Origin of the sequence: Burkholderia stagnalis, assembly GCF_039848545.1 — a bacterium.
In the GTDB taxonomy this organism is placed as follows: Bacteria; Pseudomonadota; Gammaproteobacteria; order Burkholderiales; family Burkholderiaceae; genus Burkholderia; species Burkholderia stagnalis.
Genome location: NZ_CP156686.1, coordinates 654,398 through 676,356, shown reverse-complemented (window position 1 = coordinate 676,356; position 21,959 = coordinate 654,398). Strand labels below are relative to the sequence as shown.

Here is a 21,959-nt window from a genome sequence, read left to right as displayed (position 1 = left end):
CGGCGCGTGTCGAGAACGCCCGGCCAACGCCCCGCCGCGGGTACAAGCCGAGCAATGCCGCCAAGTCATCGACTGACTGTCATTTCTGCGAGTTGCCGATTGCCAAACAATATCTAAAGATATATTTTTAGATATACATCCTTCGCCATCACGCCGCAGGAAACCGACCATGCCCTTCCTCCTCGACCGAGCGCGCGGCGTCCGCCGCCTGCTTCCCGGGATCGCCGCGCTCGCGATCGCCGGCTGCGCCCCGTTCGGCCCGCAACGCCCGCCGGCCAGGATCACTCCCGTCGAGCAGCTCGATGCGGGCGCCGCGATCCGGTCGGCCGGCGCCGGCTCGCCGACGATCGCCGCACGCTGGTGGACCGCATTCGGCGATGCGCAACTGGATCGCCTCGTCGACGACGCGCTGGCCGGCGCACCGACGCTGCGGGCGCAGCGGGAACGCGTCGCGCAGGCGCTGGCCGACGCCGACGTCGAAAGCGCTGCGCTGCTGCCACAGCTCGGCGCGGCGGCCAGCGCGGTGCCGACGCGCCTGCCGGGCAGCTACCGGACGCCGCCGCCCGCGGCCGGACACTGGCAGGCCGATGCGCAGGCGCTCCTCGGCGCGTCGTTCGATCTCGACATCGCCGGCCGGCAGCACGCGCTGGCGCGCGCCGCCGCCCTGCGCGCGGACCAGCAGCGCGCGCTCGAGCAAGCGGCCACGGTGTCGCTGCAGGCGGCGATCGTCGAGACCTATCTGCAGCTCGCGCTCGAACGGCAACTGCTCGCGATCGCGCGCGATACGCTGCAGCAGCACAGCGAACTGCTCCGCCTCACATCGCAACGCGCCGATGCCGGCCTCGACATGCAGGTCGCCGTGCTCAGGGCAAGCGAACCCATCCCGCACGCGCAGGCCGACGTCGACGCGCACGCGGCCGCGGCAGCCCGGCTGCGCCACCGGCTCGCCGCGCTGGTCGGCCGGGGGCCCGGTTACGCCGAGGCGCTGACGCCCGCCGCGCCGCCGGCCGCCGAGCTGCCGATGCCGGCCGTCCTGCCCGCGGCGCTGATCGGCCGCCGGCCGGACGTGCTGGCCGCGCGTTACCGGGTCGAAGCCGAAGCGGCGAACATCGACGCGGCGCGCGCCGCGTTCTATCCGGACGTCAACCTGCTGGCCTTCGCCGGCGTGCAGAGCTTCGGCTTCCGCGCGCTGTTCCACGGCAACAGCGGCACGCTCGGCGCGGGCCCCGCGATCACGCTGCCGATTTTCGAGGGCGGCCGCCTGCGCGCCGGCCTGCGCGCGCAAAGCGCCGCCTACAACGCCGCCGTCGCCGTGTACGACGACACGGTCGTCAACGCGCTCGCCCAGGTCAGCGACACCCTCGTCCAGATCGACACGCTCGGCCGGCAGCGCGCGCTTCGCCGCGAAGCGCTGGCACGCGCGCGACAGACCTATGCCATCGAGACGCAGCGCTACCGGAAAGGCATGTCCGGCTATCTCGACGTCCTGCTTGCGCAAGGCCGGCTGCTCGAGGATCGCGCGTCGGTCGCCCGAGCCGACGCGTCGTTCGCGATCGAGCACGCCCGCCTGATCGCCGCGCTCGGCGGCCCCTCTTCCACTGGAGTCACGCAATGAACCGTCCCGAATCCCCCGTCGCCGAGCCGTCGCTGCAACGCGCGCGCCGGCGCTACTTCCGCTGGTTCTTCATCGCGCTCGCCGGCGCCGCCGGCATCGCCATCGCCGGCTGGGCCGCCACGCGCGGCACCGAGACGACCGACGATGCGTACGTCTCCGGCGACGTCGTGCAGATCTCGCCGCAGATCGGCGGCACCGTCGACGCGGTGCGCGTGCAGAACGCCGACTGGGTCCGCCCCGGCGACCTGCTGTTCAGCGTCGACAAGACCGATGCCCGGCTCGCGCTGGACGAAGCGGTCGCCCAGCTCGCCCATGCGGTACGTGAATACCGCACCGCGCACGCGGACGCGGCGCGCGAGCAAGCGCAGATCCGGCTGCGGCGTTCCGAGTGGTCCAAGGCGAACGACGACCTGCAGCGCCGGCTGAGCCTCGCGCAGGACGGCGGCGTGTCGCGCGAGGATCTTCGCCACGCGCGGGATGCGATGGACGGCGCGGCGGCCGCGCTGAACGCGCAGCAAGCCGCGTACGACGCGACGCTCGCGCACACCGACGGCACGTCGATCGGCACGAATCCGCTCGTGCGCGCGGCGGCGTCCCGGGTCCGCAGCGCGGCGCTCGCACTGCGCCGCACCGAGATACGTGCGCCGCTCGGCGGGCTCGTCACGCGCCGGGTCGTGCAGGTCGGCCAGCACGTCGCGCCCGGCACGCCGTCGCTGGCGCTCGTGCCGCTGGATCGCGTATGGGTCGAAGCCAACTTCAAGGAATCCCAACTGCGCGGCATGCGCGCCGGGCAGCCGGTCGAGCTGTTCTCCGACCTGTACGGCAGCGACGTGGTGTTCCACGGGCACGTCGTCGGGCTCGAAGCCGGCACGGGCGCCGCATTCGCGGCGGTGCCCGCGCAAAACGCGACCGGCAACTGGATCAAGGTCGTCCAGCGCGTGCCGGTCCGGATCGCGCTCGATCCCGCCGAGCTGCGTGCGCATCCGTTGCGCATCGGCCTGTCGATGACGGCGTCGGTGCCGGTCGATCACGGCGCCGGCGCCGCAACGGCATCGGCGTCGCCGTCCGCCCATCCGCCCGAGGTGCGCCGGCCGATCGACGCCACGTCGATCTACCGCGACGACGACGAAGCGGGCGATGCGCTCGTCGCCGCGACGATTCGCGCGAACAGCGGTGCGCGCCCGCTCGCGCCGGGAGCCTGACGATGCGCTTCTTCGCCCGGAACGCAGCACCGAAACTGCCGCTGGAGCCGCTCGCCGGCATGCCGCTGACGCTCGTCGCGATCGCGGTCAGCGTCGCGAATTTCATGCAGACGCTCGATCTGACGATCGCGAACGTCGCCGTCCCGACCATCGCGGGCGATCTCGGCGTCGCGCCGGACATGGGCACCTGGATGCTGACCTCGTTCGCGACGCCGCTCGCGATCACGCTGCCGCTCACCGGCTGGCTCACGCAGCGCTTCGGCCAGGTCCGGCTGTTCCGCGTCGCGGTGCTGCTCTTCGTGCTCACGTCGATCCTGTGCGGGATGGCGCCGAATTTCGAGGCGCTGCTGCTGTTTCGCGCGCTTCAGGGTGCCGCGTCGGGCCCGATCACCGCGCTGTCCCAGGCGCTGCTGCTCGCCGTGTTCCCGCCGACGCGCCGCCACGTCGCGCTGGCCGTGTGGCAGACGACGACGTTCGTCGCGCCGGTGCTCGGACCGATCGCCGGCGGCTGGATCACCGACAACCTGAGCTGGCCGTACATCTTCTACGTGAACGTGCCGCCGGGCGTGCTCGTGCTGGTGGTGCTCGCGCGGCTGCTGGCGGGGCGCGACAACGCGACGCGGCGCCTGCCGGTCGACGTCGTCGGGCTGCTGCTGCTCACCGTCGCGTTCGGTTCGCTGCAATTGCTGCTCGATCGCGGCCAGAACCTCGACTGGTTCGCGTCCGACGAAATTCGCGTGCTGGCGGCCGTGGGTATCGCGTCGTTCATCGCGCTGATCCTCTGGGAGCTGACCGACAGCCATCCGATCGTCGACCTGCGGCTGTTCGCGAACCGCGACTTCACGACCAGCACGCTCGCGATCACGGTCGGCTTCGGGCTCTACTTCGGCGCGCTGGTGCTCGTGCCGCTATGGCTGCAGACCCAGCAGGGATACACGGCCACCTGGGCCGGCATCGCCACCGCGCCGCTCGGCGTCGCGGGGATCGTGATCGCGCCGCTGCTCGGCCGCTTCCAGGGCCGCACCGACCCGCGCCTGCTCGCGACCGTCGCGCTCGTCGGCTGGGGCGCCGCCTCGTTCTGGCGCATGCACTTCAACAGCGACGTGACGATCGGCGACATCGCCGCCAACTCGCTGCTGATGGGCGCCGCCACCGCGTTCTTCATCACGCCTCTCGTGTCGCTTTCGCTCGCCGGGCTGCCGCGCGAGCGGCTGCCCGCGGCATCCGGGCTGCAGAACGCGCTGCGACGGATCGGCACCGGCGTCGCGACCTCGGCCGCGCCGACCTACTTCGAGCACCGCTCCCGCGTGCACAACACCTATCTCGTCGACCACATTACGCCGTACGATTTCGCGTCCGGCGACTGGTTCGCGCGGCTCGATCACGCGGGGCTGTCGCCGTCCGGCGCGCTCGCGTCGGTCGCGCATGCGATCGATGTCGAGGCGCACATGCTCGCGTTGAACGACTTCTCGTTCGGCTGCCTGCTGCTGTTCGGCGCGATGCTGCTGACGGTCTGGTCGATCCGCTACCGTCGGGCGTGAGCCCGGGCCCGGACATCCCGAGCGGGTCATTTGCATGTCCACGGCTATCACCCCCATAGCCGCCAGTGTCTTTCCGAATATCGTCAAATTCCGATATAAGATTCGCCCATCGACGATGCCAATTTGCCTGAACAATACCCACCCATGCCGACCGACCTCGACATCGACGCGATCCTGAAAGCGCTCGCGAACCCTGTCCGCCGGGAAATCCTCGTCTGGCTGAGAACGCCCGGCGCGCACTTCCCGAACCAGACGCTGCCGTACGACCACGGCGTCTGCGCGGGGCAGATCGACGCGCGCTGCGGGCTGTCGCAATCGACGGTGTCCGCGCACCTTGCGACGCTGCAGCGCGCAGGGCTCGTGACCTCGACCCGGATCGGCCAGTGGGCGTTCTTCAAGCGCAACGAGGCCGTCATCGACGCATTTCTCGACGCCCTGCGCCGCGAACTCTAACCCACCCGGCCGGACCATCCATGCGGACTTCCGTCCCGCTTTTCGTGAAGAGGTAACTGTCATGCCCACGCTGTTCGATCCCGTCACCCTCGGCGACCTGACCCTGCCCAACCGTATCGTGATGGCGCCGCTCACCCGCGCCCGCGCGGGCGATTCGCGCGTGCCCAACGACCTGATGGTCCGCTACTACGCCGAGCGCGCGTCGGCCGGCCTGATCATCAGCGAAGCGACTGCGGTCACGCCGCAGGGCGTCGGCTATGCGGGCACGCCGGGCATCTGGTCCGACGAACAGGTGGAAGGCTGGAAGCGCGTGACGCGCGCCGTGCACGACGCGGGCGGCCGCATCGTCCTGCAGCTCTGGCACGTGGGCCGGATCTCCGATCCGGTCTTCCTCGACGGCGAATTGCCGGTCGCGCCGAGCGCGATCGCGGCGGGCGGGCACGTGAGCCTCGTGCGTCCGGAGCGTCCGTTCGTCACGCCGCGCGCGCTCGCGCTCGATGAAATCCCGGGCATCGTCGCCGCGTACCGCAAGGGCGCGGAAAACGCGAAGGCCGCGGGTTTCGACGGCGTCGAGATCCACGGCGCGAACGGCTACCTGCTCGACCAGTTCCTGCAGGACAGCACCAACCGCCGCACCGATGCGTATGGCGGCCCGATCGAGAATCGTGCGCGCCTGCTGCTGGAAGTGGTCGACGCCGCGATCGACGTGTGGGGCGCCGGGCGCGTCGGCGTGCACCTCGCGCCGCGCGGCGACGCGCACACGATGGGCGACTCCGACCCGGCCGCGACGTTCGGCTATGTCGCGCGCGAACTCGGCCGCCGCAAGATCGCGTTCATCTTCACGCGGGAGTCGTTCAAGGGCGACGAGTTGAGCCCGCGCCTGAAGGAGGCGTTCGGCGGCCCGCTGATCGCGAACGAGCAGTTCACGCCGGACGCCGCGCAGCAGGTGCTCGAAAGCGGCGACGCCGATGCGATCGCATGGGGCAAGCTGTTCATCGCGAACCCCGACCTGCCGCGCCGCTTCGAACTGAACGCGCCGCTCAACCAGCCGGTGCCGGCCACGTTCTACGCGGAAGGCGAAACGGGCTACACCGACTACCCGGCGCTCAGCGACGCCGCGTAAGCACCGCCGGCCACGGGTTCATGCGCGCAGGTCGCGGCGCATGAACACGCGCCGGGTTTCGTCGAGGCCGAGCGACACGTGATGCGCGCGGATCGCGCGCAGCGTCTCGTCGAGCGCGGCATCGTCGATGTCGTCGAAGCCGTGGCGCCGGTAATACGGCGCATTCCACGGCGGCGTGACGAACGTCGACAGCACGATCTGCGCGAGCCCTTCCGTGGCCGCGCGCGCGGCCACCTGCTCGATCAGGCGCACGCCGATTCGCTGCCCCGCGTGCGACGGCGCGACGTCCAGTTCCTCGAGATACAGCCGGTGCGCGTCGAGCAGCCGGTAGAACGCGAAGCCGACGCATGCGTCGCGTGCATCGACCGCGACGTACGCGCGGCCCGCGTCGATGCGCACGAGCACGGCGGCCGCATCGGTCGCCCCCGCGTCGGCGATGTGCGCCATGCCGATCTCGCGAAAGCGCTGCGCGGCGGCGACCTCCACGGCGGCCATCGCGGCGGCGTCGTCACGGGTGGCGAGGCGGATTCGGACAGGTTCGGTCATGGCGTCGGCAGTAGGCAGGCTGGAACGGGCATCACTATAATCGAATCTTCATACGTATCGAACGCCCCGCATACGAGGCCACCATGACGCTGTCCGCGCTTGCCGTATTCGCCCTCGCCCTGCTCGTCTCCGCCGGCACGCCCGGCCCGAGCGTCGCCGCGCTCGTCGCGCGCGTGCTCACCAACGGCGTGCGCGACGTGCTGCCGTTCCTGCTCGCGATGTGGATCGGGGAAGCGATGTGGCTCGGCTGCGCGGTCGCGGGGCTCGCAGTGATCGCGCATGCGTTCGGCAGCCTGTTCATCGTGTTGAAGTTCGCGGGCGCGGGCTATCTTCTGTTCCTTGCCTGGAAGATGTGGCGCGCGCCGGCCGACCCCGCCGGCGCGACGCTGCCGAGCGCACGCTCGCCGTGGCGGATGTTCGTGGCGGGCCTCCTGGTTACGCTAGGCAACCCGAAGATCATGATGTTCTACCTGGCGCTGCTGCCGACGCTCGTCGACCTGCGCCACATCGGCGTGCTCGCGTGGCTCGAGCTGACCGTCACGATGCTCGTCGTGCTGGTGGCGAGCGACTTCTGCTGGGCATTCGTCGCCACCCGCGCGCGGCGCTTCCTGACGAGCCGCAAGGCGATGCGGATCGCGAACCGCACGAGCGCGACCGCGATGGCCGGCGCGGCGGTGGCGATCGCGACGCGGTAGGCGACGCGACCTGCTGCCTCGAACGCGGACGACGCAGGCAAGCATCGCGCGAATGCACGACGCATCCGCCATTCACCGGGACGGTGCGAGCAGGAAACCGATTGCAGATCGCCACCAGCGATCGTCGACGAACGCCGCCCAGTCGCCATGGTCGGCCGATTTCACGACCGCCAGCCGTCTCGGGTCGGCCAGCGTGTCGAACAGCGCCTCGCCGAAGCGCGCGGGCACCGTGCCGTCGCGCTCCGCGACCACCACCAGCACCGGACGGCCGAACGCCGTCAGGTGCGCGGCGCTGTCGTAGCGGTCGCGCAGCAGCCAATTCACCGGCAACCACGGGTAGTGATAAGCCGCGACATGTTCGAGCGTATCCCACGGAGTGATCAGCATCAGGCCGGAGATCTTGTCACGCTCGCGCGAGCTGGCCTCGGCCGCCACGCCCGTGCCGAGCGATTCACCGACGACCAGCAGCGGCGCGCCGTAACGGCGGCGCGCGAGTTCGATCGTCTGCTGCGCGTCGGCGGCCAGGCTGCGCTCGTTCGGCGTGCCGTTGCGCGGCCCGTAACCGGGGTACTCGGCGAGGATCACGCGCAGCCCCATGCGAGTGAGTTGCGTCGCGTAGTACGAACGGTGTCCGGCGTGGCCGGCATTGCCATGAAACACGACGACCGTGCCGCGAACGGGCCCGGCCGGCTCCGCAACCAGCCCGCGATAGGCATCCCGCGACGGCCACGCGCGCAGTGTGCCGGACACGACGTCCGCAATCGCCGCCTTCTCCGGAAAGTAAAGGAAGCGATCCTGCAGCTTGGCAACGCCCGCCATGACGATCACGCAGGTGATGGCGAGACACAGCACGATTCGTATGATTTTCATCGCGTCGAGCGCAACCCGTCCGTGGCCTGCCGCCCTGCATCGCCTTCGTGCATGCGGTTCGTCGATCAAGCATACGCCGGCCGCCCGAATAAACATTCAGGATTTCTGCTGATCGCGACAGGCGTCACGCGTGCGACGGCCCGGTGGCGCTGCTCTCCGGCGAACCGGTAATACACGGTAACGAAATCGGCTGCCCGTTCCGCGCCACCAGCGCCCGCACCAGCCGCCAGTCGTCGTCGCGACAGAAGTCGAGCAGCACGATCCCGCACGGCCCGGGGTGCGTGCGCAACCGTTTCGCGAGCCGCGCGTGAATTCCCGCCATCGTGCCGTTGCCGCGCGCGACGACCGACGGATTCGCGCCCATGCCCGTCCCGCTGGTGAAGTTGACCGCCCAGCGGCCGCTTTCCGCACCCGGCATGTGCGTGAGCAATGCGTCGACCTCGCGCCACTTGTAGTCGATCGACGCCGCCACCGGCACGCGATACGCGTCCTGGATCACGAACGCCGCCCCCGGCTGATCGATCGTGAACGTCTGGTTGTCCGGCCACGCCGTCAGGTCGATGCCGAGCGGACGGCTGCTCCGGAAGCGCCGCAGCAGCACGGCCGCCCCGCGCACGTCGCCGAGTGCCGGAAGCGCGCCGCCCGCATGCCAGCGCAACCCCGGATGCCGCGCGCGATGCGCATCGAACGTCGCATCGAAGCTGCGCCGGCACGCGTGCGCCGGCCATTCGTCCTTCACCGACATCACGATGCATTCGCGCGGATGCGCGGCAAGAAAACGCGCGCAGGTCGCGAGCACGTCGTCGAAGGTCATCCCGAGCGCGATCCCGCCGTGATGAATCTCGAACCGGTCGTGCACGTGCCGGCAGCGGATATCGAGCATCCGCACGCCGTGCATCAGCTGCGCGTCGAGCGGCGCGTCCTGGGTGCGGACCAGAGCATCGTCAACGGTATACGCACAGGTGTCATGACTGCCCGGTACGGTCAGGGTATGCAGCGCTCGCGCGTCGTCGAGCGCCGACATCCAGTCGGCGAGCGGCAGGCGCGGATCGGAGTGCGGATGGATCATGAGTCGATGACAGACAAACAGAAAAAACAATGGGTGACCGCGTCCGACGTGGCGGCGCGGGCCGGCGTGTCGCGCTCGGCGGTGTCGCGCGCGTTCTCGCCGACGGCGAGCATCGCGCCCGAGACACGCGAACGCGTGATGCATGCGGCGCGCGCGCTCGGCTACCAGGTGAACCTGATCGCGCGCGACATGATCACGCAGCGCAGCAGCATGATCGGCGTCGTCACCGCGGGCTTCGAGAACCCGTTTCGCGCGCGGCTGCTGTCCGACCTGCTGGCGGCGCTCGGGCATCGCGCGCTCACGCCGCTCGTGACGAACGCGGAAGACCCGCGCCAGATCCGCCAGTCGCTCGAGCGGCTGCTCAGCTACCGGATCGCCGGCCTGGTGATGACGTCCGCGTCGCCGCCGCTGTCGGTCGCGCGCCAGTACCTCGCGCACCGGATTCCGGTCGTGATGATCAATCGCGCGGCGAACCTGCCCGGCGCGGACGTCGTCGTCAGCGACAACGCGGACGGCGCCGCCAATGCCGCGCGGATGCTTGCCGAGGCCGGCGCGCAACGTCCCGCGTTCGTCGGGCCGCGCGCAACGAGCTACAGCGCGAACGCGCGCGCCGCCGCATTCGCCGACGCGCTCCGTCAACACGCGCCCGAGCGCGCCGCGGCGATGCGGATTCACGCGACGCCATCCGACACCTACGCATGCGGCGTCGACGCCGCGCGGCAGCTGCTGGCCGGCAACGCGCGTCCGGACGGCGTGTTCTGCTCGTCCGACCTGCTCGCGCTGGGCGTGATCGACACCGCGCGGCACCGCTTCGGCCTGCACGTGCCGGACGACCTGCGCGTGATCGGCTTCGACGACATTCCCGCCGCCGCGTACGACGGCTACGCGCTGACGACTTTCCGGCAGGACACGCAGGGGCTCGCGAACGCGGCCGTCGGCATGCTGGCCGAGCGGATGCAGGCTTTTGCCGGCCCGTCGCGCACGCAGGTCGTGCCGGTGACGCGCGTGATCCGTCACAGCTGCGGCTGACGCCGGCCACGACGCGGCGCGCCCGCACCACCCGGCCGGTTCACGTCAAGGTTCACTTCAACCCGCCCGCGAAGCCGCGCAGCAGATAGCGCTGCACGTACCCGGCCACCGCGAGCGTCGGCAGCGACGCGATCAGCCCCGCGCTCATCAGGTCGCCCCAGTCGATGCCGTTCTCGGTCACGTAGCCCGCGATCGCGAGCGGCAGCGTGAAACGGCTCGGCGTCGACACGAACAGCAGCGCGAGCAGGAACTCGTTCCATGCGGCGATGAACACGAAGATCGCGGTGGCGATCAGGCCGGGCGCGCACAGCGGCAGCACGATCTGCACGAGCCGCCGCGCGAGCCCCGCGCCGTCGATGCACGCGGCTTCCTCGTATTCGACAGGCACGTCGCGCACGAACGCGAGCAGCATCCAGATCGCCATCGGCAGCGCGTAGAGCTGGTACGCGATCATCAGGCCGGGCGACGAATCGAGCAGGTGCAGCCGCTTCGCGAGCGCGAACAGCGGCACCGCGATCGTGATCGGCGGCATCAGCTTCAGCGCCAGCACGAGCACGAGGAACAGCAGGTCCAGGCGCGCGGGAAAACGCAGCCGCACGAGCGCATAGGCGGCCGGAAACGCGAGCGCCAGCGCCAGCAGCGTCGTGCCGAAGCCGACCAGCAGCGAATTGACGAGCGGGCCGCCGATGCCGTTCGACCAGACCGACGCGAAATGCGCGAGGGTCGGCGCGGCCGGCCACAGCCGCAGCGGATGATCGAGCCGCTCGAGCGTCGGCATGAAGGCCGCGCCCGCCATCCACAGGCACGGCAGCAGCAGCGCCGCCAGCGCGAGCGCGCGCAGCGCCCACGGCATGCCCCGTGCGAATGCCGCGCGGCCGCGCGCGGGCCGCGCCATGGCGCGCGCGCCGTGCGGCGTCACGCGCGCCGCTTGCGAACCGTTTGCCATACGTATCCCGAGACGAGCAGCGCGGACGCCGCGAGCATCAGCACCGACGCGGCGCTCGCCGGCCCGACGTTGAAGAAGCGAAACCCCGTGTCGTAGATGTAGGTCGACAGCGTCTGCGTCGCGTTGCCGGGGCCGCCGCCCGTCAGCGCGTAGACCTTGTCGAACAGCTTGAACGTGTCGATCGAGCGCAGCAGCAAGGCGAGCCCGATCTGCGGCGCGGCGAGCGGCAGCGTGATGTCGCGCAGGCACTGCCATTCGCTCGCGCCGTCGGTGCGCGCGGCTTCGTACAGCTCCTGCGGGATCGACTGCAGGCCCGCGAGCACGATCAGGAACGCCATCGGCGTCCACTGCCACACGTCGACGAGCATCAGCGACCACAGCGCCAGATGCGGATCCGACAGCCAGCGCACGCCGTCCAGCCCGACGGTCGCGAGCAGCGCGTTCAGAAAGCCGTCGAAGTTGAGCCAGTTGCGCCAGATGGCCGAGCAGACGAGCGTCGACAGCATCATCGGCAGGATCGCGAGCGGCAGCGCGAGCTTGCGGCCCGGGAACGCGCGCACGAACAGCAGCGCGAGACCGAAACCGAGCGCCACCTCGACGAGCGACGCGGCGAGCGTGAAGCGCAGCGTGTTGCCGAAACCGGCGGCGAATGCATCGTCGGCGAGCACCGCGCGATAGTTCGCGAGGCCCGCGAACGCGCGGCGGCCCGCCGTGTAGTCGACCTGGCAGAACGAATCGACCAGCACCTGCGCCACCGGATACAGCGCGAGCGCAACCAGCACCAGCAGCGCGGGCCCGAGCAGCGCGACGAACGGCAGCATGCGGCCTGGCGTCTTCATGGGCGGCTTGCGTCGAATGCGTCGGCGCGATGCATCATTTGCCCGCCGCGGCCATCGCCTGCGCGATCTTCTGCCGCGCCTGGCGCAGCGCCGCGTCGGGCGCGGCCTGCCCCGTCAGCGCGAGCTGCAGCTGGTCGCCGAGGATGCTCTCGATCTGCTGCCAGTCCTTCACGCGCGGCCGCGCGCGGCCCGCTTCGAGCGCCTTCAGCTGATCCGGGTACCAGCGATACTGCCGCACCAGCGCCGGATCCTCGAACACGCTCTTGCGGGTCGGCGGAATGCCGAGCGCGGCGAGGCGCGCCTGCGTGTCGCGCGACGTCAGGTAGGCTAGGAAATCCTGCGCGAGCTTCGCATGCGGCGCGTCCTTCGGAATCGCCATCTGCCAGATGCCGAGCATCGGCGCGGGGCCCGCGGTCTGCCCCGGCGGCGCCTGCAGCGCGATCTGGCCGGCCACGCGCGACTGCTTCGGATCGTCGAGCGCCGGCACCCACGCGGGCCAGACCTCGATCGCCTGCGCGGCGGTGCCGCGCTGCAGCGCATCGCGCACTTCCGCCGCGCCGTACACGTCGACGTCCTTCGGCGCGTACGCCTTCAGCGCGAGGAAGGTCTTCAGCGCCGCCTGCGCCTCGCGCGAATCGATCGTCACGTTGCCGGCGCGATCGAGCACGTCGCCGCCGTACGCCCACAGGATCGGCAGGAACCCCGTCACGACCGGGTTGCCCTTGGTGCCGCGGAACACGACGCCGCTCAGGCTCTTGTCCGCGCCGCCGAGCGTCTGCGCGATCTTCAGCACGTCGTCCCAGTTGCGCGGCGGCTGCAGCTTGAATTTCGCGAGCAGATCCTTGCGGTACGCGAACATCTCGACGTTGCCGACCACCGGCAGCGCATACAGCCCGCCCGCCGCGTTGCGGCCGAGCGCGACGGTCGACGCGACCAGGTCGGCGTCCGCGAGCGTCGCCGGCAGCGGCTTCAGCCAGCCGTTGCCGATGAATTCCGGCGACCACGTGTCGTCCATCATCACGAGGTCGTACGCGCCGGTGCCTTCGCGCATCGACAGCTTGAGCTTCTGGTAGAGGTTCGCGTTCGGCAGCTTCAGCAGTTCGACGTCGGTGCCGGGATGCAGCTTCTGGAAGCCGGCGACGGCGTCGGCCAGCCCCTTGCCGTAGATGTCGTCGCGGCCCGCGATGACGAGATCCGCGGCGACGGCATGCGACGCGACGACGGAGAGCGCAACGGCGGCGGACAGCGCGCGCAGGCGGCTGAAAAATGTCATGGTCTTCCTCACGATGGGCGCGATGGTGGAACGGCAATCCGTTGCACACGTGTGCAACGAAAGGGGCGGCTCGGGCCGCTCGAGACGAACGCCATTGTTCACGCCGATCGTTAAGGAATTGTGGCAGGCGGCTTGTGCGGGTTCGGGCGGCCGCCCCGCCGCGCCTGCCCCGGCAACCGGCCGTCGCCGCGTCAGAAGTTCACGCGTATCCCCGCCATCACCGCGAGCTGCCGGTTCGAATTGCTGTTGCCGAGCACCGGGATCTGCGCGTAGTTGGCCGGGTTGCCGCCCGCATCGGTGCCGAGCCCCGTGCCGCTCGCGAGCTGGCCGATCGCGACCGCATACAGCGCGGTGCGCTTCGACAGGCTGTAGTTGGTGCCGACGTTCACCTGGTGGAAACGCGTCGTGCCGCGCCCGTCGGTATGCGCGGCGTTGAAGATGTACGCAACGCCGCCCTGCAGCGCGGGCGTGAACATGTACGTGACGTTCAGTTCGCCGGCGTCGAACGTGAATGCCTGCGTGCCGGGCCGCGCATCCGTCGAGAAGAAGCGGCTGTCGCCCAGGCGCGTATGTGTGTACGTGAGCGCAACCGTGGCATCGCCGAGCGCGACCGAGCCGCCCGCGCCGAACGTGCGCATCGACGCGGCGTCCTGCAGCAGGCAGTACATCGCGCCCGGGTTGCTGCAGGAGAAATCGCCGATATAGCCGCTCTGGCCGCCGAGCGCCGCGTCGAGCGGCTGGCGCAGGTTCAGGTAGCCGAGCGCGAGCGACACCGGCGCGCGGTTGTACGACACGGCCAGCGCATAGCCGCGCTTCGCGGAGAAATTGCCGGCCTGCCCGCCGAAGCTGAACGTGCCGCCGAACGTGAGGCCGTTGAAATCCGTGCTCGTGAACTTCACCGCGTTGTTGAAGTTGAACGCGGCGTTCAGGTTGTCGACGTCGCCGAGATGCGAGCCGTATGGCGTCGACCAGTTGTTGCTCGACACGTACGCGCCGAGCATGTCGGTATAGGAATCGTATTGCCGCCCGAGGCCGAGCGTGCCGACGCCGTCCTGCCGCAGCCCGACCCACGCCTGCCGGCTGAATGCCGCACCGCCCTGCAGCGCCTGCCCGTTCGCGGACAGGAACTGCTGCTCGAGCGCGAACACCGCATTCAGGCCGCCGCCGAGCGGCTCCGCGCCCTGCAGGCCGAAACGCGACGGCACGAGGTTGCCGCCGCCCATCTGCCACGCATGCCCGCCGCCGACGCTGCCGTCCGCACGCGTGAACTGCTGGTTCGTCGAGTAGATGATGCCGGTATCCACGGTGCCGTACAGCGTCACGCTGCCTGAAGTCTGCGCGTGCGCGTGAACGCAGGAAGCTGCAGCCGCCGCTGCGGCCAGTCGTCGTCCGATCGTCATTCCCGTCCCCTGATGGTCATCGCTTCGCTGTGCGAAGCGATATGGTTGATGATGTGGGTGACGGGACTCTATCCGGCGAAAATTCCGGACCTCTATCGCAAATCGGCAAACGGATGCGGCGTGGCGCTCATTCGGGGCGCAGCGTCTGCGACGGCAGTTCGCCGAACAGGTCGCGATACTCGCGCGCGAAGTAGCCGAGGTGCGTGAAGCCCCAGCTCGCGGCCGCCTCGCCGACGCCGAGCTGCTGCGCGGTCGTCGTGCGCAGCATGCGCCGCACCGCGTTCAGGCGGATCGTGCGCAGGTAGCCGACCGGCGTCACGTCGGCGACGCGCTGGAAGCTCGTCTGCAGCGTGCGCCGGCTGCAGCGCAACGCGCGGCACAGCTCGAGCACGGTGACGGGCTCCTCCGGCCGCTCGCGCAGGTGCCGCTCGCAACGGCGCACGATGTCGCTGTAGGTCGCATGCGTGATGTCGCGGCGCTCCGCGCCGACTGCCTGGTCGAGCGCGTCGAGGAACATGCCGAGCATCGCGTCGCGGAACATCCGGCGCGTCGCCGCGTATTCGAGGCAGCCGGGGTTGCGTTGCGCTTCGTCGATCAGCGACGACAGCCGCGCGCCGAGCGCGACGCCCTGCGCGTCCGACAGCCGCGTCACGTGATGCAGCTTGCGCCCGCCGGCCGCGCCCGAACCGAACTCGACCTCGCACAGCTCGTCGACGAGATCCGACGCGGCGCTGATTCCGACGAGGCCCATCCCTTCGGGCGTATGGAACTCGAAATCCTCTCCGGCGCGCAGCGCGAGCAGTGCGTAGCCGTCGATCGGCTGCCCCTGGAACGTGCCCGCGAGCGGCATCGACAGCGGCACCGCGAGCGACGTGCGGCCAGCGGGCGCGACGCCCGTCTGCGCGACGCGCCGGTTGGTGGTTTCGCGGAAGAAGTGGAAATCGTCGTACAGCACCTGCGTGACGGTGCCCTTGAACCGGCCCGGCGTCATCTGACGATAGACCTGATGCCAGCCCGCGATCGCGAGCCCATGGTCGTGCACGTCTTCGTGCGAACGTGACTGGAACAACATCGGCGCCTCCGGTGGAACCCTGATTCCCTTGCGCGCGGCCGCCGGCATCGTGCGTCGGCACGCGACGCCACAGCTTACCTTCGCAAAAAGCCGCGCAATACACGATCGAATGCCGCGCAGGCCGCCGACAGCGCAGTAGCCTGCTCGCCCGTCAGCCGCACGTAGCGGCGAAACGACGGCATCCGGTTCACGACCTCGCTGCCGCCGTACGGCACGATGGTCAGGGTCCAGCATCCGTCATGCGCGTCGATCGCGCAATCCGCCAAATGGACAGGCCGCAGCGCGTCGGCGAGCGCCGTTTCGGCCAGCAGCGCGTCGACGATCCGCGCGAAATCGGGATCGCACCCGGGCCGCGGCGCCGCGCGCACGCCGGTGCGCCGCAGCCAGCCCGTCTGTAACACACGCGCACTGCCGTGCGCGGCCGGGCCGCGCGCCGTCACCGCGATCCGCACGCTGACCGTGTGCATCAGGAACTGCCGCGCGACCTGCTCGGTGGCGCTCACCCGCACGCCGTTCGGCAGCCTCGCCGCGCCGTTTGCGCCGTTTGCGCCGTTTGCGCCGTTCGCCCCGTTCGCCCCGTTCGCCCCGCTTGCCCCGCTTGCCCCGCTTGCCCCGCTTGCCCCGCCCGCGCCGTCGCGCGTGGCGCTCAGGTCGGCCAGCACGCGCGCGGCGGTCGCGCCGGGCCGGTAGCCGGGCGGCGGCGCACCGGGTGCGGCGCGCCAGCGGGCGAGCATGGCCTTCATCCGGCGACGTGCTCGTTGCGCAGCACGTCCTCGACCGGCACCGGCCTGAACGGATGCCGGCGCTGCACGACGACGGTCCAGAACAGCGCATACAGCGCGGTCAGCCCGAGCATCGCGCCGAACGGCACGTAGATGTCGCGCGGGTTCATGCCCGGCGGCGTGATGTACCAGATCGCGAGCACGATGCCGACGCTCGACACGATCTGCGGCAGCGGGAACCACGGCGAGCGGTACGGGCGCGGCAGGTCCGGCCGGCGGATCCGCAGCATCACGACCGACGCGGTGACGAGCAGGTACGCGGTGCCCCATGCGCAGGTCGCCGCGAGCACGAGGTGCAGGATGCTGTCGAGGTTGCCCTTGATCAGCCACGCATGGAAGATCGGCACGACCGCCGCCGCGACGATGCCGACCACCGGCGTCTTGAAACGCGGATGCAGGTACGCGAAGCAGCGCGGCAGCGCGCCGTCGATCGCCATCCCGTACAGGATGCGCGGCAGGCCGGCCATCAGCGTGTTGATCGTCGCGGCGCCGGCAAACAGGAATGCGATGCCGAACCACACGCGGCCGAACGGCCCGAGCACCTGCAGCGCGAACGCGGGAATCGCGCCGGGCGTGTCGAGCAGGTGCGTGAGGCCGTCGGCGCTGACCGCGACGTTCGGCACCTGGCGGCGGATCGCCGCGCCGTACAGGAACATGCAGACCGCGACGCCGACGAGGCCGAGCGCCATCGCGCGCGGAATCGTGCGGCCGGGCGCTCTCATCTCCGGCGCGAGCGGCGTGACGAACTCGCAGCCGACGAACATGAACATCGCCATCCCGACGAGCGACAGCACGGCCGGCACCGTCGTGCCGACTTCCGAGCGGCCGAACCAGCCGTCGAGCTGCACGGCCGGCGCGGCGGCGATGCCGAGGATCCCGAAGGTCATCAGCGACAGCCACATGCCGGCCGTCAGCACGATCTCGAGTTTGCTGAACACCTTGATGCCGATGATGTTGGTGATCGCGAACGTGATCACGAGAACGACGCCGACGAGCCACGAACTGTTGTGCTGCTCGAGCGCGGCGTTCAGCGATTCGAAGTTGACGAGCGCCATGATGCCGCTCAGGATCGTCTCCGCCGTGCCCGCGAACACGTGCACGAGGAAATACGCGGAAATCGTGCCGGTGATCGCCCAGAAGCGGCCGAGCCCGCACGACAGGTAATCGTAAACCGAGCCCGCGGTGGGCAGCATCGCGGCCGCCTCGGCGAAGGTCGTCGCCTGCGCCTGCATCATCACGAACGCGATGATCATCGCGATCGCGAACGCCCAGCCGCCCATCCCGAAGCCCGACGTCGCGGTGAGAATCACCGGGCTCGCCATGATGAGCCCGACGGCGCTCGCCAGCGCGGTCGGGAAGCCGACCGCCCCCGCCTTCAGCACGGTGCCGTGCTGCGCACCCGTCGCGGCGGCGGACGTGTCGCCCGCCGTGCTCGTATACCCTGACCATTCCGACATCGTCGTCTCCTATCTACCGTCCGATGTCGACAAAATACGTAATCCAAAAAAGCGAGAGATAGCTCAAATCGGCAAACCGGCGGGCGGCGTCCGTACCGCCCGCGCGGCGGGCCCGCGTTACGCGAACGGCACCGCGGCAAAGCCGGCCGCGAGCGCGTCGACGATCCGGTCGAGCTGCTCGCGCTGGATCACGAGCGGCGGCGACAGGATGATCTTGGTGCCGACCGGGCGCACCAGCACGCCGTGCTCGCGCGCGACCTCGGCCACCGCGTTCGCATAGCCGGACAGCGGATCGATCGGCTCGCGGGTCGCCTTGTCCGCGACGAGGTCGAGCGCGAGCATCAGCCCCTTGCCGCGCACCTCGCCCACCGCCGCGAAGCGCCCGGCGAACGGCTGCAGCGCTTCGAGCAGATAGGCGCCCTGCTTCGCCGCGTTCGCCGGCAGATCCTCCTTCAGCACGATGTCGAGGCTCGCGATTGCGGCCGCACACGCGACCGGGTGGCCCGCATACGTGTAGCCGTGCATGATCGCGCCGCCGAAATCGGCGTTGCCGGCGAACGCGTCCTCGATCCGCGCGTTCACGGCGGTCGCGCCAAGCGGCACGTAGCCCGACGAGATGCCCTTCGCGAGACACATGATGTCCGGGCGCACGCCCCAGCCGCGGCTGCCGAACAGGCTGCCGCTGCGGCCGAAGCCCGTGACGACCTCGTCGGCGATCAGCAGCACGCCGTAGCGGTCGCACACCTCGCGCACGAGCGGCCAGTAGTTGGCCGGCGGCACGATCACCCCGCCCGCGCCCTGGATCGGCTCCGCGATGAACGCGGCCACCGTGTCGGGGCTCTGGAACAGGATCTCGCGCTCCAGCAGCTCCGCGCAGATCCGGCCCAGTTCCTCGGGATCCTGCGTGAACGGGTTGCGATACAGCCACGGCGTCTCGACGTGGAAGCAGCCCGGCAGGTTCGGCTCGTAGTTGCGGCGGAACACCGTGTTGCCGTTGACCGACGCGCCGCCGAAATGCGTGCCGTGGTAGCCCTGCTTCAGCGAAATGAACTTGGTGCGGTCGGCCTGGCCGCGCACCTTCCAGTACTGGCGCGCGATCTTCAGCGCGGTCTCGATCGAATCCGAGCCGCCCGAGCTGTACAGCACGCGGCGCATCCCTTCCGGCTCGAGCATGTCGATCAGCAGCTTCGACAGCTCCTCCGCGCGCGGGTGGCTGATCCCGTCGAACAGCTGGAAATATTCGAGCTCGTCGAGCTGGCGCACGATCGCATCTTTCACTTCCTGGCGGTTGTGGCCGACGTTCACGTTCCACAGGCCCGCGACGCCGTCGACGAGCTGCCTGCCGTGTTCGTCGAACACGTAGCAGCCGTCGCCGCGCACGATGCGGATCGGCTGGCGCCGCTTCATGTCGTTCGGGTGCAGCATCGGGTGCCAGAACTTCGCTTCGTTGTAGCTCATTGCAGTCTCCGGTTTTGGATGGGTGGTCAGGCCGCGCCGCGCGTCAATGCGCGATGCAGACGGATTTGGTTTCGGTGAAGCCTTCGATCGCGTACTGGCCGAACTCGCGGCCGATGCCCGACTGCTTGTAGCCGCCGAACGGCATCGACGGATCGAGCGGGATATGGCAGTTCACCCACACGGTGCCGGCCTCGATCTGCGGCACGAGGTTCATCACGCGCGTCAAATCGTTGCTCCAGATGCTCGCGGCGAGCCCGTACGGCGACGCGTTCGCGAGCCGCACGGCGTCGGCCGCGTCGTCGAACGGCACCACGACGATCACCGGGCCGAACACCTCGTCGCGCACGATCGCGCTGTCGGGGCGCGGGTCGGCGATCACCGCGGGCTTCACGAAGTAGCCGGGCAGCTCGTCGGCCGGCGTGCCGCCCGCGAGGAACGTGAGGCCGTCGCGGCGTGCCCCTTCGATGTGCTGCACGACCTTGTCGCGGTGCTGCGCGGACACGAGCGGGTTGATCTGCGCGCTCGTGTCGAGCCCCGGCCCGAGCTTCATCGACTGCGCGACGCCCGCGAGGCCGTCCGCAAGCTGCGCGAACTTGCTGCGGTGCACGTAGATGCGCGACGCGGCCGCGCACACCTGCCCCTGGTTGAAGAACGCGCCGGCCGCGACGCCGTCGAGCGCCTGCTGCACGTCGACGTCGTCGAGCATCACGATCGGGTTCTTGCCGCCGAGTTCGAGCGAGAAGCGCGTCATGTTCTGCACGGCCGCCGCGCCGACCAGCTTGCCGGTCGCGGTCGAGCCCGTGAACGAGATCTTCGCGACCGACGGATCGCTCGCGAGCGCCGCGCCGCACGCGCGGCCGCCGGTGACGACGTTGAACACGCCCGGCGGCACGCCCGCTTCGCGTGCAAGCTCGGCGAGGCGCAACGCGGTGAGCGGCGTTTCCGGCGACGGCTTCAGCACGATCGTGCAGCCGGCCGCGAGCGCGGGCACGAGCTTCCACACGGCGATCATCAGCGGAAAATTCCACGGCACGATCGCCGCGACCACGCCCACCGGTTCCTTGCGCGTATAGGCCGTGTAGCGCGTGCCGGGCGGAAACGGGATCGACACGTCGAGCGTCTGGCCGGTGATCTTGGTCGCCCAGCCAGCCATGTAGCGCACGTATTCGACGCTCGCGCCGACCTCGACCGCGCGCGCGACGTGGATCGACTTGCCCTGGTTCAGCGTCTCGAGCTGCGCGAGGGTTTCGGCGTCGCGTTCGATCAGGTCGGCGAGCTTCAGCAGGATGCGTTCGCGGTCCGCCGGGCGCAGGCCGCTCCATACGCGCGCGTCGAATGCGCGCTTCGCGCTCGCGACCGCGCGGCCGACGTCGTGTTCGTCGGCGTCCGCGACCGACGCGAGCCGCTCGTCGGTCGCCGGGTTGTAGATGTCGAGCCGTGCGCTGGCGTGCGCGGGCTGCATGTCGCCATCGATGAAAAGGCCGAAGTCGCGCGCGACGAAGCGGCGCACGGTGTCGCTGACGGCGACGAAGGTCGTTGAGGTCATGAGCGTCTCGAAGGTGTCGGGTCGAGGCCGCGTGCGTGGCACGCGGGCGTCGCACCACTGTATCGAGCGGGTTCGGCGCGCCGTGAGCGCAAATTGGCAGCGTGTGGGGGCTGCGGCGACTACAGGAACAGCGCGCCGACGAGTTCGGTGCGGTTCGACACGCCGAGCTTGCGATACATGCGCATCAGGTGCGTCTTGATGGTCGGCTGGCCGAGCGCGAGATCCCGCGCGATCTCCTTGTTCGAGCGGCCGTCGCGCACGAGGCGCGCGATCTGCTCCTCGCGGTAGGTCAGGCGCTCCTCGCAGCCGATCCGGTGGATGCCGCGCCGCGCGCGCAGCAGCGGGCCCAGCGCAGCCTCGGCCACCGGTTGCACACGCGCGAGCGCGTCGATTTCACTCGGCGAGAAGCGGCCCGCCGCGCCGAAACGCAGCAGCGAGAATGCGCCGACCGTCCGGCCCGCGTCGCGCAGCCATATCTCGATCACGTCGGCGACATCGTGGCGGCGCAGGAAGCAGGTCCAGTACGCAGAGGCGTCGCGGCACGCGTCGGGCAGCTGCGACGCGAGCGTGACGACCTCGCCGGCGCCCGACGCGCAACGCGACGGATGCAGCGGATCGAGCATCCGGTAACGGGCGACATAGGTGCGATGCATCGATTCCGGCATCCCGAACAGTTCGAAATCCGCCGGCTCGCCGCTCGCATCGAGCCGGTAGAACACGGTCGCCGATGGGCGCGCGAATGCTTCGAAGGCGCTCACGCAGGCCCGCAGCGCGCGGTGCCAGTCGGCAGCGGCGGCATCGAAAGGCGGTGATGAAATCGGCGTGATGGACATCGGCTGGCTGGCGGACGCGTCGGATGTCGAGGCAGACTACCGGCGCCGACGCATGACGCGTGAGCACAAATCGGCAAGTCGCCGGGACGGCAGCTTGCCTGCCATCGAGAACAGCGGCTTGACCGAGGCTGAATACGCATTGCGGTGATTGGCTGCGAAGGACAAGTCAGCGGCCTCCATCCCGCCGTCACATCGCATGCATTTACATAC

Annotated in this window: 21 protein-coding genes; 8 read left to right on the top strand and 13 right to left on the bottom strand. The window is 70.0% G+C overall.

What is annotated here, in order from left to right:
* Positions 1-169: 169 nt before the first annotated feature.
* The 5 genes from ABFO07_RS19910 (at position 170) to ABFO07_RS19890 (ending at position 5,934) form a co-directional block, all read left to right on the top strand.
* Positions 170-1,615: an efflux transporter outer membrane subunit gene (locus ABFO07_RS19910; RefSeq protein WP_060015626.1), complete on the top strand. Its 1,446-nt coding sequence runs from the start codon at positions 170-172 to the stop codon at positions 1,613-1,615.
* On the top strand, positions 1,612-2,817 hold the full coding sequence (locus tag ABFO07_RS19905; protein ID WP_059906015.1) for an efflux RND transporter periplasmic adaptor subunit: 1,206 nt from the start codon (positions 1,612-1,614) through the stop codon (positions 2,815-2,817). The genes ABFO07_RS19910 and ABFO07_RS19905 overlap by 4 nt, the downstream gene beginning before the upstream one ends.
* A gap of 2 nt (positions 2,818-2,819) precedes the next feature.
* A complete protein-coding gene (locus ABFO07_RS19900; RefSeq protein ID WP_347469448.1) occupies positions 2,820-4,358 on the top strand; it encodes a DHA2 family efflux MFS transporter permease subunit in 1,539 nt (512 codons plus the stop codon).
* A gap of 144 nt (positions 4,359-4,502) precedes the next feature.
* A complete protein-coding gene (locus ABFO07_RS19895; protein WP_059562980.1) occupies positions 4,503-4,811 on the top strand; it encodes an ArsR/SmtB family transcription factor in 309 nt (102 codons plus the stop codon).
* 61 nt (positions 4,812-4,872) lie between these two features.
* Positions 4,873-5,934, top strand: coding sequence for an alkene reductase (locus ABFO07_RS19890; protein WP_059562981.1), 1,062 nt, complete (start codon positions 4,873-4,875; stop codon positions 5,932-5,934).
* Between the two features lie 18 nt (positions 5,935-5,952).
* Here ABFO07_RS19890 and ABFO07_RS19885 read toward each other — a convergent pair whose 3' ends face one another.
* A complete protein-coding gene (locus ABFO07_RS19885) occupies positions 5,953-6,480 on the bottom strand; it encodes a GNAT family N-acetyltransferase (RefSeq protein ID WP_059957772.1) in 528 nt (175 codons plus the stop codon).
* Positions 6,481-6,563: 83 nt separating this feature from the next.
* On the opposite strand from ABFO07_RS19885, the gene ABFO07_RS19880 reads away from it, so the two are divergent.
* On the top strand, positions 6,564-7,175 hold the full coding sequence (locus ABFO07_RS19880) for a LysE family translocator (RefSeq protein ID WP_059562983.1): 612 nt from the start codon (positions 6,564-6,566) through the stop codon (positions 7,173-7,175).
* 72 nt (positions 7,176-7,247) lie between these two features.
* Here the strand turns inward: ABFO07_RS19880 and ABFO07_RS19875 are convergent, their stop codons facing one another.
* A complete protein-coding gene (locus ABFO07_RS19875) occupies positions 7,248-8,045 on the bottom strand; it encodes an alpha/beta hydrolase (protein ID WP_060015620.1) in 798 nt (265 codons plus the stop codon).
* A 124-nt stretch (positions 8,046-8,169) separates the two neighbouring features.
* Complete coding sequence (locus ABFO07_RS19870; protein ID WP_347469447.1) at positions 8,170-9,114, bottom strand: phosphatidylinositol-specific phospholipase C; 945 nt, start codon at positions 9,112-9,114, stop codon at positions 8,170-8,172.
* A gap of 6 nt (positions 9,115-9,120) precedes the next feature.
* Here ABFO07_RS19870 and ABFO07_RS19865 point away from each other — a divergent pair, with 6 nt between their 5' ends.
* Entirely contained in the window at positions 9,121-10,143 is a 1,023-nt protein-coding gene (locus ABFO07_RS19865) for a LacI family DNA-binding transcriptional regulator (RefSeq protein WP_059884066.1), read from the top strand.
* A 52-nt stretch (positions 10,144-10,195) separates the two neighbouring features.
* Here the strand turns inward: ABFO07_RS19865 and ABFO07_RS19860 are convergent, their stop codons facing one another.
* The 10 genes from ABFO07_RS19860 to ABFO07_RS19815 all read right to left on the bottom strand — a co-directional run bounded on the left by ABFO07_RS19860 (position 10,196) and on the right by ABFO07_RS19815 (position 21,749).
* Complete coding sequence (locus ABFO07_RS19860; protein WP_059805039.1) at positions 10,196-11,038, bottom strand: carbohydrate ABC transporter permease; 843 nt, start codon at positions 11,036-11,038, stop codon at positions 10,196-10,198.
* Between the two features lie 20 nt (positions 11,039-11,058).
* Entirely contained in the window at positions 11,059-11,928 is an 870-nt protein-coding gene (locus ABFO07_RS19855) for a carbohydrate ABC transporter permease (protein WP_059884064.1), read from the bottom strand.
* 34 nt (positions 11,929-11,962) lie between these two features.
* Positions 11,963-13,201, bottom strand: coding sequence for an ABC transporter substrate-binding protein (locus tag ABFO07_RS19850; RefSeq protein WP_059920832.1), 1,239 nt, complete (start codon positions 13,199-13,201; stop codon positions 11,963-11,965).
* 191 nt (positions 13,202-13,392) lie between these two features.
* Positions 13,393-14,601, bottom strand: coding sequence for a porin (locus ABFO07_RS19845; protein ID WP_059804667.1), 1,209 nt, complete (start codon positions 14,599-14,601; stop codon positions 13,393-13,395).
* A gap of 127 nt (positions 14,602-14,728) precedes the next feature.
* Positions 14,729-15,673, bottom strand: coding sequence for a helix-turn-helix domain-containing protein (locus ABFO07_RS19840; protein WP_059562989.1), 945 nt, complete (start codon positions 15,671-15,673; stop codon positions 14,729-14,731).
* A gap of 74 nt (positions 15,674-15,747) precedes the next feature.
* Entirely contained in the window at positions 15,748-16,416 is a 669-nt protein-coding gene (locus tag ABFO07_RS19835; RefSeq protein ID WP_347469446.1) for a DUF3156 family protein, read from the bottom strand.
* On the bottom strand, positions 16,413-17,912 hold the full coding sequence (locus tag ABFO07_RS19830; RefSeq protein ID WP_322237460.1) for an APC family permease: 1,500 nt from the start codon (positions 17,910-17,912) through the stop codon (positions 16,413-16,415). The genes ABFO07_RS19835 and ABFO07_RS19830 overlap by 4 nt, the downstream gene beginning before the upstream one ends.
* 117 nt (positions 17,913-18,029) lie before the next feature.
* The gene (locus ABFO07_RS19825) at positions 18,030-19,370 is read right to left on the bottom strand and encodes an aspartate aminotransferase family protein (protein WP_059804653.1); all 1,341 of its coding nucleotides are present in this window, start codon (positions 19,368-19,370) and stop codon (positions 18,030-18,032) included.
* Between the two features lie 43 nt (positions 19,371-19,413).
* A complete protein-coding gene (locus tag ABFO07_RS19820) occupies positions 19,414-20,916 on the bottom strand; it encodes an aldehyde dehydrogenase family protein (RefSeq protein ID WP_124491038.1) in 1,503 nt (500 codons plus the stop codon).
* Positions 20,917-21,035: 119 nt separating this feature from the next.
* Complete coding sequence (locus tag ABFO07_RS19815) at positions 21,036-21,749, bottom strand: helix-turn-helix transcriptional regulator (RefSeq protein WP_060027452.1); 714 nt, start codon at positions 21,747-21,749, stop codon at positions 21,036-21,038.
* Between ABFO07_RS19815 and ABFO07_RS19810 the strand changes: the two genes are divergently transcribed.
* Positions 21,742-21,897 carry a hypothetical protein gene (locus tag ABFO07_RS19810; RefSeq protein ID WP_155681691.1) on the top strand — a complete coding sequence of 52 codons (156 nt, stop codon included), beginning with the start codon at positions 21,742-21,744 and terminating at the stop codon, positions 21,895-21,897. The two genes, ABFO07_RS19815 and ABFO07_RS19810, sit on opposite strands and share 8 nt — an antisense overlap.
* Positions 21,898-21,959 lie beyond the last annotated feature (62 nt).